Annotated in this window: 19 protein-coding genes and 1 tRNA gene; 13 read left to right on the forward strand and 7 right to left on the reverse strand. The window is 69.3% G+C overall.

Annotated features, from left to right (window positions below; translation table 11 throughout):
* Window positions 1–62: 62 nt before the first annotated feature.
* Window positions 63–389: a hypothetical protein gene (locus tag ACIQZN_RS05340; protein ID WP_403988580.1), complete on the forward strand. Its 327-nt coding sequence runs from the start codon at window positions 63–65 to the stop codon at window positions 387–389.
* Between the two features lie 5 nt (window positions 390–394).
* On the opposite strand, the gene ACIQZN_RS05345 is transcribed toward ACIQZN_RS05340, so the two are convergent.
* On the reverse strand, window positions 395–979 hold the full coding sequence (locus ACIQZN_RS05345; protein WP_403988582.1) for an isochorismatase family protein: 585 nt from the start codon (window positions 977–979) through the stop codon (window positions 395–397).
* A gap of 160 nt (window positions 980–1,139) precedes the next feature.
* Window positions 1,140–2,468 (reverse strand): nicotinate phosphoribosyltransferase, encoded by a 1,329-nt coding sequence (locus ACIQZN_RS05350; protein ID WP_403988584.1) that lies wholly within the window; start codon window positions 2,466–2,468, stop codon window positions 1,140–1,142.
* 90 nt (window positions 2,469–2,558) lie between these two features.
* Here ACIQZN_RS05350 and clpS point away from each other — a divergent pair, with 90 nt between their 5' ends.
* From clpS to ACIQZN_RS05390, 8 genes are all read left to right on the forward strand, one after another.
* Window positions 2,559–2,873, forward strand: a complete 315-nt coding sequence (gene clpS, locus ACIQZN_RS05355) for an ATP-dependent Clp protease adapter ClpS (protein ID WP_403988586.1) — start codon at window positions 2,559–2,561, stop codon at window positions 2,871–2,873.
* 48 nt (window positions 2,874–2,921) lie between these two features.
* Entirely contained in the window at window positions 2,922–3,506 is a 585-nt protein-coding gene (locus ACIQZN_RS05360; RefSeq protein WP_403988588.1) for a DUF2017 domain-containing protein, read from the forward strand.
* Window positions 3,507–3,823: 317 nt separating this feature from the next.
* Window positions 3,824–5,272 (forward strand): amino acid permease, encoded by a 1,449-nt coding sequence (locus ACIQZN_RS05365; protein WP_403988590.1) that lies wholly within the window; start codon window positions 3,824–3,826, stop codon window positions 5,270–5,272.
* Between the two features lie 92 nt (window positions 5,273–5,364).
* The gene (locus ACIQZN_RS05370) at window positions 5,365–5,796 is read left to right on the forward strand and encodes a Mov34/MPN/PAD-1 family protein (protein WP_391268334.1); all 432 of its coding nucleotides are present in this window, start codon (window positions 5,365–5,367) and stop codon (window positions 5,794–5,796) included.
* Between the two features lie 123 nt (window positions 5,797–5,919).
* Window positions 5,920–6,045, forward strand: a complete 126-nt coding sequence (locus ACIQZN_RS05375; RefSeq protein ID WP_265547502.1) for a putative leader peptide — start codon at window positions 5,920–5,922, stop codon at window positions 6,043–6,045.
* Between the two features lie 130 nt (window positions 6,046–6,175).
* Window positions 6,176–6,454, forward strand: a complete 279-nt coding sequence (locus ACIQZN_RS05380) for a MoaD/ThiS family protein (protein WP_018105612.1) — start codon at window positions 6,176–6,178, stop codon at window positions 6,452–6,454.
* A complete protein-coding gene (locus ACIQZN_RS05385; protein ID WP_403988593.1) occupies window positions 6,454–7,404 on the forward strand; it encodes a PLP-dependent cysteine synthase family protein in 951 nt (316 codons plus the stop codon). Before ACIQZN_RS05380 ends, ACIQZN_RS05385 begins: the two co-directional genes overlap by 1 nt.
* Window positions 7,405–7,647: 243 nt before the next feature.
* Window positions 7,648–8,400, forward strand: a complete 753-nt coding sequence (locus ACIQZN_RS05390; protein WP_403988595.1) for an MBL fold metallo-hydrolase — start codon at window positions 7,648–7,650, stop codon at window positions 8,398–8,400.
* 80 nt (window positions 8,401–8,480) lie between these two features.
* Here the strand turns inward: ACIQZN_RS05390 and ACIQZN_RS05395 are convergent, their stop codons facing one another.
* Both ACIQZN_RS05395 and ACIQZN_RS05400 read right to left on the reverse strand, forming a co-directional pair.
* Window positions 8,481–9,740: a PTS transporter subunit EIIC gene (locus tag ACIQZN_RS05395; protein ID WP_403988597.1), complete on the reverse strand. Its 1,260-nt coding sequence runs from the start codon at window positions 9,738–9,740 to the stop codon at window positions 8,481–8,483.
* Window positions 9,741–10,004: 264 nt separating this feature from the next.
* Complete coding sequence (locus ACIQZN_RS05400; protein WP_403988599.1) at window positions 10,005–11,264, reverse strand: PTS transporter subunit EIIC; 1,260 nt, start codon at window positions 11,262–11,264, stop codon at window positions 10,005–10,007.
* A gap of 223 nt (window positions 11,265–11,487) precedes the next feature.
* Between ACIQZN_RS05400 and ACIQZN_RS05405 the strand changes: the two genes are divergently transcribed.
* The 4 genes from ACIQZN_RS05405 (at window position 11,488) to rdgB (ending at window position 13,709) form a co-directional block, all read left to right on the forward strand.
* Window positions 11,488–11,721 (forward strand): glucose PTS transporter subunit EIIB, encoded by a 234-nt coding sequence (locus tag ACIQZN_RS05405; protein WP_018517946.1) that lies wholly within the window; start codon window positions 11,488–11,490, stop codon window positions 11,719–11,721.
* Window positions 11,722–11,820: 99 nt separating this feature from the next.
* Window positions 11,821–12,558, forward strand: a complete 738-nt coding sequence (gene rph, locus ACIQZN_RS05410) for a ribonuclease PH (protein ID WP_018105618.1) — start codon at window positions 11,821–11,823, stop codon at window positions 12,556–12,558.
* A gap of 123 nt (window positions 12,559–12,681) precedes the next feature.
* Window positions 12,682–13,074: a hypothetical protein gene (locus tag ACIQZN_RS05415; protein ID WP_403988602.1), complete on the forward strand. Its 393-nt coding sequence runs from the start codon at window positions 12,682–12,684 to the stop codon at window positions 13,072–13,074.
* 32 nt (window positions 13,075–13,106) lie between these two features.
* Complete coding sequence (rdgB, locus tag ACIQZN_RS05420) at window positions 13,107–13,709, forward strand: RdgB/HAM1 family non-canonical purine NTP pyrophosphatase (protein ID WP_403988604.1); 603 nt, start codon at window positions 13,107–13,109, stop codon at window positions 13,707–13,709.
* Window positions 13,710–13,754: 45 nt separating this feature from the next.
* On the opposite strand, the gene ACIQZN_RS05425 is transcribed toward rdgB, so the two are convergent.
* From ACIQZN_RS05425 to ACIQZN_RS05435, 3 genes are all read right to left on the reverse strand, one after another.
* Window positions 13,755–13,828, reverse strand: a tRNA-Leu gene (locus ACIQZN_RS05425).
* A gap of 14 nt (window positions 13,829–13,842) precedes the next feature.
* Complete coding sequence (locus ACIQZN_RS05430; protein WP_403988606.1) at window positions 13,843–14,682, reverse strand: HNH endonuclease signature motif containing protein; 840 nt, start codon at window positions 14,680–14,682, stop codon at window positions 13,843–13,845.
* Window positions 14,679–15,305 carry an HNH endonuclease gene (locus ACIQZN_RS05435; protein ID WP_403989155.1) on the reverse strand — a complete coding sequence of 209 codons (627 nt, stop codon included), beginning with the start codon at window positions 15,303–15,305 and terminating at the stop codon, window positions 14,679–14,681. The genes ACIQZN_RS05430 and ACIQZN_RS05435 overlap by 4 nt, the downstream gene beginning before the upstream one ends.
* Window positions 15,306–15,412 lie beyond the last annotated feature (107 nt).

Consider the following 15,412-nt stretch of genomic DNA (forward strand, 5'->3'; position numbering starts at 1 on the left):
GTGTTTAGGTGCCCCTGTTCACTTTCTTATTGACACGATGTCTCACGGGGGAGCTCGTACGCATGGCAGGCGGAGGATTCAGCAAGTTGCCGAACGGCAGTGTGGTCGTCGCGATCACCCTGCCCACCCCGGCGGAGGGCCCCGGTCCCGGCGCCCCCGTCCGGGTCCTGGTGCACGCGGCGAACCGGGCCCGCGCCCTGACCCGGCTGCGCAATCTGGGCCTGCGCGCCGTCTACCTCCGGGGCAACGCCGAGCCGCCCACCCCGGACGAGATCACCGCCGTCCTGCACCACCCGGACGGCGTCCTGTGGCGCGCGAGACCCGGCTGCGCGCAGGAGCTCTGGCACCCGATCCGAGCCCTGCTGAGGCCCGCCGCGCCGGCGGCCTAGGCCGCTCAGACGACCGGCTTGCCGGTCAGCGTCACGCCCGCGCCGCGCAGCTCGGCCAGCGCCCGCTCCGTCGTCGCCTCGGCGACGCCCGCGGTCAGGTCCAGCAGCACCTGCGTGGCGAAGCCCTCGCGGGCGGCGTCCAGCGCGGTCGCGCGCACGCAGTGGTCGGTCGCGATGCCGACCACGTCGACCTCGCGGACGTCCCGCTCGCGCAGCCACTCGGCAAGGCCGGTGCCGTTCTCGTCCAGCCCCTCGAAGCCGCTGTACGCCGCCGCGTGGGCGCCCTTGTCGAACACGGTGTCGATGGCCCCGGAGGCGACCGCGGGGGCGAAATTGGGGTGGAAGCCCACGCCCTCGGTCCCGGCCACGCAGTGCGACGGCCAGGAGTGCTCGAAGTCGGGGGTCGCCGAGAAGTGGTCCCCGGGATCGATGTGGTGGTCCCGGGTGGCCACCACGTACCGATAGGCGGGCCGGCTCTCGCCGATCAGGTCCGTGATGGCGGCGGCGACATCGGCACCCCCCGCCACGGCGAGGCTCCCGCCCTCACAGAAGTCGTTCTGAACGTCCACGACGATCAAGGCGCGGTGCATGGTGGCTGTCCTTCGGGGAGTGGGGGAGCGGTGCGGGGGACGATCCCGAGCCTAGAGTTTCCAGCGGTCCAATCAAGTGCGCCCGTCGCGCACAATCAAGCCCGTCCGGCGATTGAGGACGAAGCGGCGCCCCGGAGCCCCGGGCCCTACGGCGCCCCCGTCACACGTACTCCGTGGGGATGACCGCCTCGCCGCGCGACAACTGCATCGCCGACAACGGCAACCCCGCCCGCGCGGCGACATGCCGCGCCCGCGCCGCGTCCAACGGCTCCCGCGCGACCACCTCGCCGCCCCGGACCAGCTCCACCAGCAGCTGCCGGCCGGCCAGCTCCTCCGGGACCGGACCCGTGCCGATCACCTCCGCCTCGGCCACGCCCTCCTCGTCCAGCCGGCGGGCCGCCCACTTGCGGCCGCCCTTGGAGGACTTCGCGCCCATCGACTTCTTCGCGACCGGCCGCAGCTCGTCGGCCGGGTCGCCGGACCCCGCGCGGGCGACGAGCTTGTAGACCATCGAGCACGTCGGATGCCCGCTGCCCGTGACGAGCTGCGTGCCCACCCCGTACGCGTCCACCGGCGCGGCGGCCAGCGAGGCGATGGCGTACTCGTCCAGGTCCGAGGTCACCACGATCTTCGTCTCCGTGGCGCCCAGCTCGTCCAGCTGCTGGCGCACCCGGTGGGCGACGAGCAGCAGATCGCCCGAGTCGATCCGTACCGCACCCAGCTCGGGCCCGGCGATCTCGACCGCCGTACGGACCGCCTCGGTCACGTCGTACGTGTCCACCAGCAGCGTCGTCCCGCGCCCCAGCGAGTCCACCTGGGCCCGGAACGCGTCCCGCTCCGAGTCGTGCAGCAGGGTGAAGGCGTGGGCGCTCGTGCCGACCGTCGGGATGTTGTAGCGGAAGCCGGCCGCCAGGTCCGAGGTGGTGTCGAAGCCGCCGATGTACGCGGCACGGGCCGAGGCGACCGCCGACAGCTCGTGCGTGCGGCGCGCGCCCATCTCGATCAGCCGCCGCCCGCCCGCCGCCGCCGACATCCGGGAGGCCGCCGCGGCGATGGCCGAGTCGTGGTTGAGGATCGAGAGGATCACCGTCTCCAGCAGCACGCACTCGGCGAAGGAGCCCTCCACCCGCAGGACCGGCGAGCCCGGGAAGTACACCTCGCCCTCCGGGTAGCCCCAGATGTCGCCGCCGAACCGGTAGTCCGCCAGGTAGTCCAGCGTCGGCCCGTCCACGATCGCCTGGTCGCGCAGGAAACCGAGCATCTCGTCGTCGAAGTGGAAGTTCTCCACCGCGTCCAGGACCCGCCCGGTGCCCGCGACGACGCCGTAGCGCCGCCCCTCCGGCAGCCGGCGGGTGAACGCCTCGAAGACCGAGTGCCGTCCGGCCGTCCCGGCCTTCAGCGCGGCCTGCACCATCGTGAGCTCGTACTGGTCGGTGAAGAGCGCTGTCGACGGCACACCGACCCGTCGCCCAAGGTCCGCAGAGTTCATGCCGGGGATGCTACCCCTATTTCGTCAGAGTGACGAGATGGGGGTGCCGGGGTGGGGCCGTTTGTGCGAGGGGCCACAGCGGGTGGCAGCATGGGACAGGTGAGCGTCGCCCCTACAGAGATCACACGTCCCGAATCGGCCGAGGACCACCTCGTCGTCCCCGAGCCCGACGTCCCCTGGGTGACGCTGGTCCACAACGACCCGGTCAACCTCATGAGCTATGTGACCTATGTGTTCCAGGCGTACTTCGGCTACTCCAAGGACAAGGCGCACAAGCTGATGCTCGACGTCCACCAGAAGGGCCGCGCCGTCGTCTCCAGCGGCAGCCGCGAGGAGATGGAACGCGACGTCCAGGCCATGCACGGCTACGGGCTGTGGGCCACGCTCACCCAGGACCGCAACTAACACCGCACGCCCCCCCCCGCACCGCCCGACCATCATCGGAGAGAACCCATGGCCGGCCACTTCGAGGCCACTCCCGGCGGCGGCGCGGCCGTCGCGCTCGACGAGGTGGAGATCGCGATCCTGCGCTCCCTCGCCGTCCAGCTGCTCGAACTCATCGGCCCCGGCGACGAGCCCGCCGAGGGCGAGGACCCGCTCGCCGCGCTCTTCGCCGAGGGCCCCAGCGAGCCCCCCACCGACCCGGCCCTGGCCCGCCTCTTCCCCGAGGCGTACGGCGACAAGGACGACGAACTGCGCGCCGCGTCCGCCGAGTTCCGCCGCTTCACCGAGAACGACCTGCGCACCCGCAAGCGCGACGACGCACTCGTCGTCGTACGGACGCTGGATGCGCTCACTCCCGCCGGTGACGGCGCCGCCGTGCTCACCCTCACCGCCGACGAGTGCCGCAACTGGCTCGGCTCGCTCAACGACCTCCGGCTCACCATCGGCACCCGCCTCGACGTCAGCGACGAGGACGAGGGCGAGGAGGGCTCGCTCTACCGGCTCCCGGACAGCGACCCCCGAAAGCCCATGGTCATGGCCTATCTCTGGCTCGGCGCGCTCCAGGAGACCCTGGTCGAGACCATGATGCCGTGACACCGGGTGCGCGCCCGGTCACGGTGTTCGCTCAACGGACACTCAAATCCGAATAACGATCGCGTCACCTGAACGGTCTTTTTTGCAGCGCCCGTTCCGCCTTGTCCCCTTTTACTTGTGGTGTGCGCCACATATCGTCCGCCGGATCGCCGTCACGCCCGTGATAAATCTTCACGACCACCCGGGAACGCCACCCCTGTTCCCGGGTAGGCGCTATCAGCCGGTAACCACCGGCGGCACTCCATCCGTATCCGGGGGGATCAGGACCTGATCCGCGGCCGAAAGGCGCGGATCGGCGTGGAGAAAGGCGCAACCACATGACATCGGCGCAGATCGACGACAAGGGGCCCGACGGCCCGCACGCCGCGGCCGCGGATGCCACGACTTCCGCCGAGGGCTACCAGAGAGCACTCGGCGCCCGCCAGATCCAGATGATCGCGATCGGCGGGGCCATCGGCACCGGGCTCTTCCTCGGCGCCGGAAAGGCCATCGCCAAGGCCGGACCCAGCCTCATCCTGGCCTACGCCATAGCGGGCCTGGTCATCTTCTTCATCATGCGCGCACTCGGCGAACTCCTCATGTACCGCCCGGTCTCGGGCTCGTTCTCGGAGTACGCACGCGAATTCATCGGCCCCTTCGCGGGCTACGTCACCGGCTGGACGTACTGGCTCTTCTGGGTCGTCACCGGAATCACCGAAGTCACCGCGGCCGCCCAGTACATGACGTTCTGGTTCGACATTCCGCAATGGGTTTCGGCCCTGGTCTTCACGTTCATTCTGTACGGCGTGAACCTCATCTCCGTAAAGCTCTTCGGTGAGCTGGAGTTCTGGTTCTCGATGGTCAAGGTCACCGCCATCGTCGGCATGATCCTGATCTGCGCCGGAATCCTCACCCTCGGCTTCTCGGACGCCGGGGACACCGCGAGCGTCACCCATCTGTGGTCCGACGGCGGATTCTTCCCGCACGGCATCAAGGGCACCCTGATGACCCTGCAGATCGTGATGTTCGCCTTCCTCGCCGTCGAACTCGTCGGCGTCACCGCCGGTGAGTCCAAGGACCCCAAGACCGTCCTGCCCAAGGCCATCAACACCGTGCCCTGGCGCATCGCCGTCTTCTACGTCGGCGCCCTCATCATGATCCTCTCGGTGGTGCCCTGGACCGAGTTCTCGCCCGGCGTCTCCCCGTTCGTCGAAGCCTTCAAGAAGATGGGCCTCGGCGTCGGCGCCGGCATCGTCAACTTCGTCGTCCTCACCGCCGCGCTCTCCTCCTGCAACTCCGGGATGTACTCCACCGGCCGCATGCTGCGCGACCTCGCGCTCAACGGCCAGGGCCCGAAGTTCTTCACCCGGCTCACCCGCAGCGGCACCCCGCTCATCGGCACCACGGTCTCCGCCGCGCTCATGCTCGTCGGCGTGTGGGTCAACTACCAGTGGCCCGGCGACGCCTTCACCTACGTCGTCTCCTTCGCCACGATCTCTGGCATGTGGGCCTGGATCATGATCCTGATCAGCCAGATCCGCTACCGCCGCCTCGCCGACCGAGGACTGCTCCCGCAGTCCTCCTTCCGGGCCCCCGGCGCCCCGTACACCAGCGCCTTCGCGCTCGCGTTCATCGCCGTGGTCATCGTCATGATGGGCATCGACAAGGACACCAGGATCTCGCTCTACTGCGCCCCGCTGTGGGCCCTGATCCTCGGCGTCTCCTACCTGGTCCTGAAGTCCAGGAACCCGGAGGGCAAGGCGTTCGCGGAGCGCGTCAAGCGCTGAGTCGTACGCCTCCCACCAGGGACGTTTCACCATGCGGGCCCCCGCGTACCACTCCTCGGTACGCGGGGGCCCGTCGTCCTATCCTGGGCGCCATGCTGACCATCACCCAGACGCTGTACGACCAGATCGTCGCGCACGCCCGCGCCGACCACCCCGACGAGGCGTGCGGCGTCGTCGCCGGACCCGCCGGCAGCGGCCGCCCCGAGCGCTTCATCCCGATGCTCAACGCCGCGCGCTCACCCACGTTCTACGAGTTCGACTCCGGCGACCTGCTCAAGCTGTACCGCGAGATGGACGACCGCGACGAGGAGCCGGTGATCGTCTACCACTCGCACACGGCGACCGAGGCGTACCCCTCGCGCACCGACGTCACGTACGCCAACGAGCCCGGCGCCCACTACGTGCTCGTCTCCACCGCGGACACCGACGAGGCGGGCCCCTTCCAGTTCCGCTCGTACCGGATCGTGGACGGTGGGATCACCGAGGAGGAGGTGGCGGTCGTCGAGGCGTACCCGGCGGCCTGACCACCCCGGCAGCGGTGCGACAGGGCCGTGCGGACCCCGGCCCTGTCCGCCCACCGAACGCCGAACATCCACCAGGTGAGATCACACTCCGAATCCCCGACCGGGAATCGATACGATGACCGCATGGTTCCCCATGACGTGAGTGACAAGACGCCGGGCTCGCTGCTCGTGGCGCGCCTGCACGTCGACCTGTGCCGCCTCTCCAGCGCGATCTGTACGAACCACCGGTCCGCCGGCCGCGCGGCCTGAGCCGGTCCGCACCCGGGCGCCGCCGCCGACCGGCCGGGCGCCCACCGCACCACGTACCGACCCCGCGCGGGGGCAGAGCCGCACGCCCCACGCCCACCGCCACCACTCCGCTTCGACAGGAGCCCACGCCATGGCCATCGAGGTCCGCATCCCGACCATCCTCCGCACCTACACCGACGGCGCCAAGGCCGTCGAGGGCCAGGGGGACACCCTCGCCGACCTCTTCACGGACCTGGAGAGCCGCCACACGGGCATCCGTGAGCGGATCGTGGACGGCGACCAGCTGCGCCGCTTCGTCAACGTCTACCTGAACGACGAGGACGTCCGCTTCCTGGACGGCATCTCCACCAAGCTCAGCGACGGCGACAGCATCACCATCCTCCCGGCCGTCGCCGGCGGCATGAACTGATGCGCTTCGACAGCCCGCTCGCCGCAGTGGGCAACACCCCGCTCGTCCGCCTGCCGCGGCTGTCACCGTCGGACGACGTCCGCATCTGGGCCAAGCTGGAGGACCGCAACCCCACCGGCTCGATCAAGGACCGCCCCGCGCTCCACATGGTCGAGCAGGCGGAGAAGGACGGCCGGCTCACCCCCGGCTGCACGATCCTGGAGCCCACCAGCGGCAACACCGGCATCTCGCTCGCGATGGCAGCCAAGCTCAAGGGCTACCGCATCGTGTGCGTGATGCCGGAGAACACCTCGCAGGAGCGGCGCGACCTGCTCGCCATGTGGGGCGCCGAGATCATCTCCTCGCCTGCGGCGGGCGGCTCCAACACGGCGGTCCGCGTCGCCAAGGAGCTGGCGGCCGAGCACCCGGACTGGGTGATGCTCTACCAGTACGGCAACCCGGACAACGCGGGTGCGCACTACGCGACGACCGGTCCGGAGATCCTCGCCGACCTCCCCTCGGTCACCCACTTCGTCGCCGGCCTCGGCACGACGGGGACGCTCATGGGCGTCGGCCGCTACCTGCGGGAGCACGTCGAGGGCGTCAAGATCGTCGCCGCCGAGCCGCGCTACGACGACCTGGTCTACGGCCTGCGCAACCTCGACGAGGGCTTCGTGCCCGAGCTGTACGACGCGTCGGTCCTGACCACGCGCTTCTCGGTCGGCTCCGCCGACGCGGTGACCCGCACCCGCGAACTCCTCCAGCAGGAGGGGATCTTCGCGGGCGTCTCCACGGGGGCGGCGTTGCACGCCGCGATCGGGGTGGGCAACAAGGCCGTGAAGGCCGGGGAGAGCGCGGACATCGTGTTCGTCGTGGCCGACGGGGGCTGGAAGTACCTGTCCACGGGCGTGTACACGGCGCCGACCACGGAGGCGGCGATCGAGACGCTGCACGGCCAGCTCTGGGCGTAACCGCTCGTCCCCCGGAGGGGCTGGATTTGGCTGCGGCCATTTCCAGCCCCTCCGGCGTTTGAGGAGCGGGGTCCGGGTCAGCGCCCCGGAACGCCACCCGAACCGGTGACAGCGCAGGTGAGTTCCCCCACAACGAGCCACCCCGAAGGAGCGACCCGCTCTTTCGCGCCTTACGCTCAACAAACCGCACCGCGAGAACCGCACGAACCCTCCCCGTTCCCACGTCTCGGAGGTTCACGCTCCATGAAGCTCACCGTCGTCGGCTGCTCCGGCTCGTTCCCCTCCGCGGGATCGGCATGCTCGAGCTACCTCGTAGAGGCCGACGGCTTCCGGCTGCTCCTCGACATGGGCAACGGCGCCCTCGGCGAGCTGCAGCGCCATGTAGGTCTCTACGACCTCGACGCCATCTTCCTCAGCCACCTGCACGCCGACCACTGCATCGACATGTGCGCGTACTTCGTCGTCCGGTACTACCCGCACGGCGGCGACCGCCCCGCCCGCATCCCGGTCTACGGCCCCGAGGGCACCGAGCAGCGGCTCACCACCGCGCACGCGGACACCCCGTCCGACCACGCGATGAGCGAGGTCTTCGACTTCCACACGCTGAAGCCGGGCTGGTTCGAGATCGGCCCCTTCTCGGTGCGTACGGAGAAGCTCTGCCACCCCGTCGACACCTTCGGCATCCGCATCGAGCACGGCGGCTCCTCGCTCACGTACTCCGGTGACACCGGCACCTGCGAGGCCCTGGACGAGCTGGCCGAGGGCACGGACCTCTTCCTCTGCGAGGCGTCCTTCGTGCACGGCAAGGAGGACATCCCGGACCTCCACCTCAACGGCCGCGAGGCCGGCGAGCTGGCGGCCCGGGCGGGCGTCGGCCGCCTGGTGCTCACGCACATCCCGCCGTGGACCGACGCCGAACGCAACCTCTCCGACGCCCGCGAGCTCTTCACCGGCCCGACGGAACTCGCGGCGCCGGGCGCGGTGTACGAAGTCTGAGCGGCGCGCTCCTCGTACGCGTACGACGAAGCCCTCACCTTCCGCCGGGAAGGTGAGGGCTTCGGGCTGTCGGGCCGGACCTACTTGGTCAGGTCCTCGACCTCCTCCTCGGGCTCGCGGCCCGGGGTGGTGAGGTTGAACTTGATGATCGCGAAGCGGAAGGTGAAGTAGTAGATCGCCGCGAAGACCAGACCGATCGGGATGATCATCCACGGCTTGGTGGCGTGGGTCCAGTTCAGTGCGTAGTCGATGAACCCGGCCGAGAAGTTGAAGCCCGCGTGGACGCCCAGGCCCCAGGTGATGGCCATCGACGCGGCGGTCAGCACGGCGTGCAGCACGTACAGGACCGGCGCGATGAACATGAACGAGAACTCGATCGGCTCGGTCACACCGGTGACGAACGAGGTCAGCGCGAGCGAGACCATCATGCCCATCACGGCCTTGCGGCGCTCGGGGCGGGCGGTGTGCGCGATGGCGATCGCGGCGGCCGGGAGGCCGAACATCATGATCGGGAAGAAGCCGGACTGGAACATACCCGCGGTCGGGTCGTCGGCCAGGAAGCGCGGGATGTCACCGTGGACGACCTCGCCGGCCGCGTTGGTGAAGTCACCGAGCTGGAACCAGGCGACGGTGTTCACGAACTGGTGCATACCGATCGGGATCAGCGCGCGGTTGATCCCGCCGAACAGCGCGGCGCCGCCGGAGCCGAGACCGGTCATCCACTCGCCGAAGTTGGATATGCCGTCACCGATCGGCTCCCAGATCAGACCGAAGAAGACACCGACGATGACGCCGACGAAGGCCATGATGATCGGGACGAGACGACGGCCGTTGAAGAAGCCGAGCCAGTCGACCAGCTTCTTGCGGTGGTACCGCTGCCACAGGACAGCGGCGAGCAGCCCCACGATGATGCCGCCGAAGACGCCGGGGTCGTTGTACGTCGCGGCGACGTCGACACCCTTGTTGGCCGTCGTGTTGACCACCGCGTCGGTGACCGGGAACGCCTGGAGCACCTTGCTGTAGACCAGGAAGCCCACGAGAGCGGCGAGCGCGGTCGAGCCGTCCGACTTCTTCGCGAAGCCGATCGCGACGCCCACGCAGAACAGGAGCGGCAGGGCGCCGGTGATCGAGCCGCCGGCCTTGTCGAAGACGGATGCGACCTTGTCCCATCCGAGCCCGTCGGCGCCGAACACGTCGGGCTGGCCCAGCCGGACCATGAGACCGGCGGCCGGGAGCACCGCGATCGGCAGCTGCAGGCTGCGACCCACCTTCTGCAGGCCCTGGAACAGGCCGGAGCCCCGCTTCTTCGCGGGGGCCGCCGTAGCGGTGGCCGTACTCATCAACTTCCTCCAGTAAGCAAGGCGCCGCCGGGGACAGGGGGTTTTGGGTGGGCGACGACTCGAGAAACGTGTTGCGCGAAGCTTCACGTGGTCTGGACCACTGAGTGGTGTAGACCAGTTGTAGCACGGTGAGGGTTAGATAAGGAACCTGCAATTTGCGACTACTTCGCAGCAGCCACCGCATACGCACCGTGACATGCGAAAAGCCCCCGGACCGCATGGTCCGGGGGCCGCGCTCACAAGGTCAGTGACCTTGCGTAAAGGTTACTTCGTGAGGTTCCTCTCGATGTCCTCCTCCACCTCCTCGGGCTCGCGGCCCGGGGTCGGCAGATTGAACTTGGTGATCGCGAACCGGAAGATCACGTAGTAGACGACCGCGAAACAGGCGCCGATGGGCAGGATCAGCCACGGTTTCGTATCCAGATGCCAGTTGACGACGTAGTCGATCAGCCCCGCCGAGAAGCTGAACCCCGCGTGCACCCCCAACGCCCAGGTGATGCCCATCGACGCACCGGTCAGGAGCGCGTGCACCCCGTACAGCAGCGGCGCGACGAAGAGGAACGAGAACTCCAGCGGCTCCGTCACGCCCGTCACGAACGACGTCAGCGCGACCGACAGCATCAGCCCGGCGACCTCCTTGCGTCGCTCCGGCCGCGCGGTGTGCGCGATGGCCAGCGCCGCCGCGGGCAGCCCGAACATCATGATCGGGAAGAAGCCCGAGGTGAACTGCCCGGCCGACGGGTCCCCGGCGAAGAACCGGGAGATGTCGCCCTGGACCGTGCCCCCGTCGCTCCCGGTGTACTCGCCCGCCTGGAACCAGAAGAACGTGTTCAGGAACTGGTGCATGCCGATCGGGATCAGCAACCGGTTGGCGAAACCGAAGATCGCCGCGCCCCAGGCGCCCAGGTTGATCAGCTGCTTGGCGAACCAGGTCAGCGCGTCGCCCACCGGCTGCCACAGCAGCCCGAACAGCACGCCCAGGATCACGCAGAGGAACGCCATCAGGATCGGGACGAGCCGGCGGCCGTTGAAGAAGCCGAGCCAGTCGACCAGCTTCGTCCGGTGGTAGCGCTGCCAGACCACGGCCGTCAGCAGCCCGATGAGGATCCCGCCCAGCACGCCCGGGTTCTGTGGCATCCCGTCCGGGAGCTCCTTGGTCACCGAACCGTCCACCGGGAACGCCGTCAGCACCCCCCGGTAGACCAGGAAGCCGGCGACGGCGGCGAGCGCGGTCGAGCCGTCCGCCTTCTTCGCGAAGCCGATCGCGACGCCGATGCAGAAGAGCAGCGGCAGACCCAGCTCGCCGTCGAGGATCGCGGTACCGCCGTTGAGCAGGACCTTCGCGAACTTGTCCCAGAAGCGTCCGTGCAGGGAGGAGTCGAAGAGGTTGCCGAGGCTGACCAGCAGGCCCGCCGCGGGCAGGACGGCCACCGGCAGCTGCAGGCTGCGGCCGACCTTCTGCAGGCCCTGGACCGGCCCGTTCCACCACTTCCGCTGCGGTAGCGCGGCCGCGTTCGAACTCATCGGCATCCTCCCGGAACACGCCTGGTTTGGCGGTCGTCGCATACTGGTGTAGACCAGTCGCGATACGGTGCGGAGCCCGGCCCGGAAGGCGGGGCGCCGGTGATCGTCATCATTGGGGACCGTGCGGTTGCCCGCCCGAGAAGTTGGGCCAACCGTGCGTTACCGTGACGAAACGGACCCATGGTGGGCCGTCACATGTACGTGAAGAACCAGGGAGAAGGCCATGGCCAGCAAGGCTGAGAAGATCGTCGCCGGGCTCGGCGGAATCGAGAACATCGAAGAGGTCGAAGGCTGCATCACGCGCCTCCGCACCGAGGTCATCGACCCGAGCAAGGTCGACGAGGCCGCGCTCAAGGCCGCCGGCGCGCACGGCGTCGTGAAGATGGGCACCGCGATCCAGGTCGTCATCGGCACCGACGCGGACCCGATCGCGGCCGACATCGAAGACATGATGTGACGACCGCCTGAACCCGCTTCCGCAGGCCCCGCCCACCCCGGGCGGGGCCTGCGGCGTACCCGGAAACCGGGGACCCCGTCACCCGATAGGCTCGGCGCCATGTCTCGTATCGACGGCCGCACCGCCGACCAGCTCCGTCCCGTCACCATCGAACGCGGATGGAGCAAGCACGCCGAAGGTTCCGTGCTCATCTCCTTCGGCGACACCAAAGTCTTCTGCACCGCCTCCGTCACCGAAGGCGTGCCGCGCTGGCGCAAGGGCAGCGGCGAAGGCTGGGTCACCGCCGAGTACTCGATGCTGCCCCGCTCCACCAACACCCGCGGCGACCGCGAATCCGTACGCGGCAAGATCGGCGGCCGGACCCACGAGATCAGCCGGCTCATCGGCCGCTCGCTGCGCGCCGTCATCGACTACAAGGCTCTCGGCGAGAACACGATCGTCCTGGACTGCGACGTCCTCCAGGCCGACGGCGGCACCCGCACCGCCGCCATCACCGGCGCCTACGTCGCCCTCGCCGACGCCGTCGCCTGGGCCCAGGGCAAGAAGATCATCAAGCACGGCCGCAAGCCGCTGACCGGCACCGTCGCCGCCATTAGCGTCGGCATCGTGGACGGCACCCCGCTCCTCGACCTCTGCTACGAGGAGGACGTCCGCGCCGAGACCGACATGAACGTCGTCTGCACCGGCGACGGCCGCTTCGTCGAGGTCCAGGGCACCGCCGAGGCCGAACCCTTCGACCGTACGGAGCTCAACGCGCTGCTCGACCTCGCCACCGCCGGCTGCGTCGACCTCGCCAAGCTCCAGAACGAGGCGCTGGCCACCACGCTCGGCGCCTGAGAAGCCGAACCGAGAAGGTAAAGAGGCAACCAAGTCCCGCCGGGCGGCGTCGATACGCATACGGGCGCACGGGTCGAACCGTGCGCCCGTCCGCGTATCCGCACCCCGGGGAGGGACCACACCATGGCCACGCGCCACCGGCTCCACCGCACCGCACTGGCCGTCACCGCCGTACTGATCACCGCCACCGCGGCGGCGGGCTGCGGCGCCCTCGACAAGACGCTCGACTGCGTCCGCACCGCCGACGCCATCGCCACCAGCGTCGACAACCTCCGCCAGGCCGTCTCCAACGCCTCCAACGACCCCACCCAGGCGTCCGAGGCCCTGGACCAGATCCAGGAGGAGCTGGGCAACCTCGGCGACAAGACGGACGACGCCGGCCTCTCGAAGGCCGTCGACGACCTCCGCTCCGGCGTCACCAACGTCCGCGACGCCATCGACAAGGGCGACGCCACCCCGGACATCACCCCGGTCACCGACGCGGCCGGCGAGATCGCCAAGGTCTGCACCCCGTGAGCCGGTGGGGCGGGTCCGGCGATACTGGACGCATGACCCGCCTCATCCTCGCCACCCGCAGCGCCGGGAAGATCACCGAGCTCCACGCGATCCTCGCCGACGCGGGCCTCACGCACGAGCTCGTCGGTGCCGACGCGTATCCGGAGGTCCCCGACGTCAAGGAGACGGGCGTCACCTTCGCGGAGAACGCCCTGCTCAAGGCCCACGCCCTCGCGCAGGCCACCGGCCACCCCGCGATCGCCGACGACTCCGGCCTCTGCGTGGACGTCCTCGGCGGCGCCCCCGGCATCTTCTCGGCCCGCTGGGCCGGCACCCACGGCAACGACCGCGCCAACCTGGACCTGCTCCTGGCCCAGCTCGGCGACATCTCCGACCCCCACCGCGGGGCCTACTTCGCCTGCGCGGCCGCCCTCGCCCTCCCGGACGGCACGGAACGCGTGGTCGAGGGCCGCCTGACGGGCACCCTCCGCCACACCCCCGCCGGCGGCTACGGCTTCGGCTACGACCCGATCCTCCAGCCGGACGACGAGACCCGCACCTGCGCGGAACTGACCCCGGCCGAAAAGAACGCGATCAGCCACCGCGGCAAGGCGTTCCGGGCGCTGGTACCGGTGGTGCGGGAGCTGGTGGGCTGACGCAGAGATGCCCGGCCCCGAGGGGGCCGGGCATCTTGCTTCAGGTACGCCCGGTCGGATTCGAACCGACATACACGGCCACCTAAAGGCCGCCGCTCAAACCGTTGGCGTACGGGCGCATACCTTCGAAAGCTTACCGCCTCGGCGTGGTGCGGCGGGTGCGTTTGGAGAACGTTGCTGTTTGGCTGTGGCACGAAGGGCAGAGATAGCGCAGGTTGGCCCGACGGTTGTCGACACGGTTCCCATTGATGTGGTCGATCTCCAGCACGAGGCGTTTCCCCCGCCACGACTCGCCGGTTCCGCACACCGCGCAGGCGCGTGGGACCCCTACGTCGTCAAGTGCGCGTCTCAAGAGGGACGTCCGCGTACGGGCGGCCCCGTCCCCCAGGACGAGGATTTCGTGAGCCGGTTTGCGGCTGGGGGAGCTCGTCCCCGCCGAGTGGCCCTGGCCGACGAAGTGGGCAGTCGACAGTTGATACCTCTCGATGTCCCGCGTCAGGCGGATGCGAGCGCCGCCGTTGTCGACGTGTCCCAGCGCCTTCAGTACGGCGGCGAGGCTGCGGGATTCGGCGACTGCGGCCTCCAGCCGCTCGCGCGGGACGGAAGGTGCCCCCTGCCTGCGCCCGCTGGTGAAGTGGGACGTGTCTATGCCGAGGCGGTCGAGCTTCGCCCGCACGTATCCGTACGGGCTGTCGCTCGGCGGCAGGCCCATGTACTCGAACATCCCTCTGATGCTGAATGAGTTGGCGGCCGCCTCGGCGATGAGCGCGGCCGGATAGGCCGTGCGCGCCCGCTCGGGAAGGGGCTCGTCCACGAAGTGGGACGTGTCGATGCCGTAATGCCGGAGCCGGTCGCGTACGTATCGGCATGTTCGGCTGCCCAGGGGGCCGTCCAGCCTACGCACCAGATCGACCAGGCTGGTCGCGGTGGCTGCGGCTTTTTCGAGGACACCGCGCGTGTACGTGGCGCTCATGCTGTCCTCGCGCGGTTGCGTCCGCGATAAGTGTCCGTTGCCGCGTGGCAGTTGGGGCACAGGATGCGAAGATTCGCCGGACGGTTGTCCCACCAGTCGCCGTTGACGTGGTCGACTTCGAGGCGCAGTGGCTGCCCCTGCCATACGCCAGCGTTGCCGCATTCGGCACACGCGTCGACCACTCCCGTGCGCACCAGTTCGCGTCGCAGCCGTTCGCCGGGAATTCGGCCGTTCTGCCGGTCGCCGAGAACAAGCGGGTTTCCCCGTGCGCTCTTCGAGCGGCGTGGCGGTGCGAGCGCGAAATGGGAGGTGTCGATCCCGAGAGCGGCGATGCGGCGGCTGATGTGCGTGTGGTTTCCGCCCACCGGACTGATGCCGAGACGGCGCACGACCTCCGCCACGCTCGTGGACCGGGCCACCAGCTCGCGCAGCTTCTCTTCGGTGTGGCGCACCCTCATGTCGGCGAAGTGCGAGACGTCCACCCCCCACTCCGCAACCTTCTGCCGCAGATAGCTCCGCGTTCCCGGCGTGGGCGTCCCACCACACCACCGCACGGCGTCATTGATGTTCGTCGTCATGCGCGCCGCCTCTTCAAGCAGCTCGCGCGTGTACCGAACCCCCATGTTCCCCTCCGTATCCGGCCGCTCGTTCACGGCCCTCGTACGGAGTAACGAACCGACTATCGGAGCGTCACGTCCGATATACGACAAGATGCGGAACGGCCCGCACC

It is taken from the genome of Streptomyces sp. NPDC097595, from assembly GCF_044761525.1.
Classification (GTDB): Bacteria; Actinomycetota; Actinomycetes; order Streptomycetales; family Streptomycetaceae; genus Streptomyces; species Streptomyces drozdowiczii_A.

What these genes read in the sequence shown, in the direction of transcription:
- ACIQZN_RS05390 (WP_403988595.1), top strand. Translation starts at nt 7,648, where the DNA reads ATGAAGCTCACCGTCGTCGGCTGCTCCGGCTCGTTCCCCTCCGCGGGA.
- ACIQZN_RS05360 (WP_403988588.1), top strand. Translation starts at nt 2,922, where the DNA reads ATGGCCGGCCACTTCGAGGCCACTCCCGGCGGCGGCGCGGCCGTCGCG.
- ACIQZN_RS05345 (WP_403988582.1), bottom strand. Translation starts at nt 979, where the DNA reads ATGCACCGCGCCTTGATCGTCGTGGACGTTCAGAACGACTTCTGTGAG.
- ACIQZN_RS05405 (WP_018517946.1), top strand. Translation starts at nt 11,488, where the DNA reads ATGGCCAGCAAGGCTGAGAAGATCGTCGCCGGGCTCGGCGGAATCGAG.
- ACIQZN_RS05430 (WP_403988606.1), bottom strand. Translation starts at nt 14,682, where the DNA reads ATGAGCGCCACGTACACGCGCGGTGTCCTCGAAAAAGCCGCAGCCACC.
- ACIQZN_RS05365 (WP_403988590.1), top strand. Translation starts at nt 3,824, where the DNA reads ATGACATCGGCGCAGATCGACGACAAGGGGCCCGACGGCCCGCACGCC.
- ACIQZN_RS05350 (WP_403988584.1), bottom strand. Translation starts at nt 2,468, where the DNA reads ATGAACTCTGCGGACCTTGGGCGACGGGTCGGTGTGCCGTCGACAGCG.
- ACIQZN_RS05375 (WP_265547502.1), top strand. Translation starts at nt 5,920, where the DNA reads ATGGTTCCCCATGACGTGAGTGACAAGACGCCGGGCTCGCTGCTCGTG.
- ACIQZN_RS05435 (WP_403989155.1), bottom strand. Translation starts at nt 15,305, where the DNA reads ATGGGGGTTCGGTACACGCGCGAGCTGCTTGAAGAGGCGGCGCGCATG.
- ACIQZN_RS05380 (WP_018105612.1), top strand. Translation starts at nt 6,176, where the DNA reads ATGGCCATCGAGGTCCGCATCCCGACCATCCTCCGCACCTACACCGAC.
- rph (WP_018105618.1), top strand. Translation starts at nt 11,821, where the DNA reads ATGTCTCGTATCGACGGCCGCACCGCCGACCAGCTCCGTCCCGTCACC.
- ACIQZN_RS05395 (WP_403988597.1), bottom strand. Translation starts at nt 9,740, where the DNA reads ATGAGTACGGCCACCGCTACGGCGGCCCCCGCGAAGAAGCGGGGCTCC.
- ACIQZN_RS05385 (WP_403988593.1), top strand. Translation starts at nt 6,454, where the DNA reads ATGCGCTTCGACAGCCCGCTCGCCGCAGTGGGCAACACCCCGCTCGTC.
- rdgB (WP_403988604.1), top strand. Translation starts at nt 13,107, where the DNA reads ATGACCCGCCTCATCCTCGCCACCCGCAGCGCCGGGAAGATCACCGAG.
- ACIQZN_RS05370 (WP_391268334.1), top strand. Translation starts at nt 5,365, where the DNA reads ATGCTGACCATCACCCAGACGCTGTACGACCAGATCGTCGCGCACGCC.
- clpS (WP_403988586.1), top strand. Translation starts at nt 2,559, where the DNA reads ATGGGACAGGTGAGCGTCGCCCCTACAGAGATCACACGTCCCGAATCG.
- ACIQZN_RS05415 (WP_403988602.1), top strand. Translation starts at nt 12,682, where the DNA reads ATGGCCACGCGCCACCGGCTCCACCGCACCGCACTGGCCGTCACCGCC.
- ACIQZN_RS05400 (WP_403988599.1), bottom strand. Translation starts at nt 11,264, where the DNA reads ATGAGTTCGAACGCGGCCGCGCTACCGCAGCGGAAGTGGTGGAACGGG.
- ACIQZN_RS05340 (WP_403988580.1), top strand. Translation starts at nt 63, where the DNA reads ATGGCAGGCGGAGGATTCAGCAAGTTGCCGAACGGCAGTGTGGTCGTC.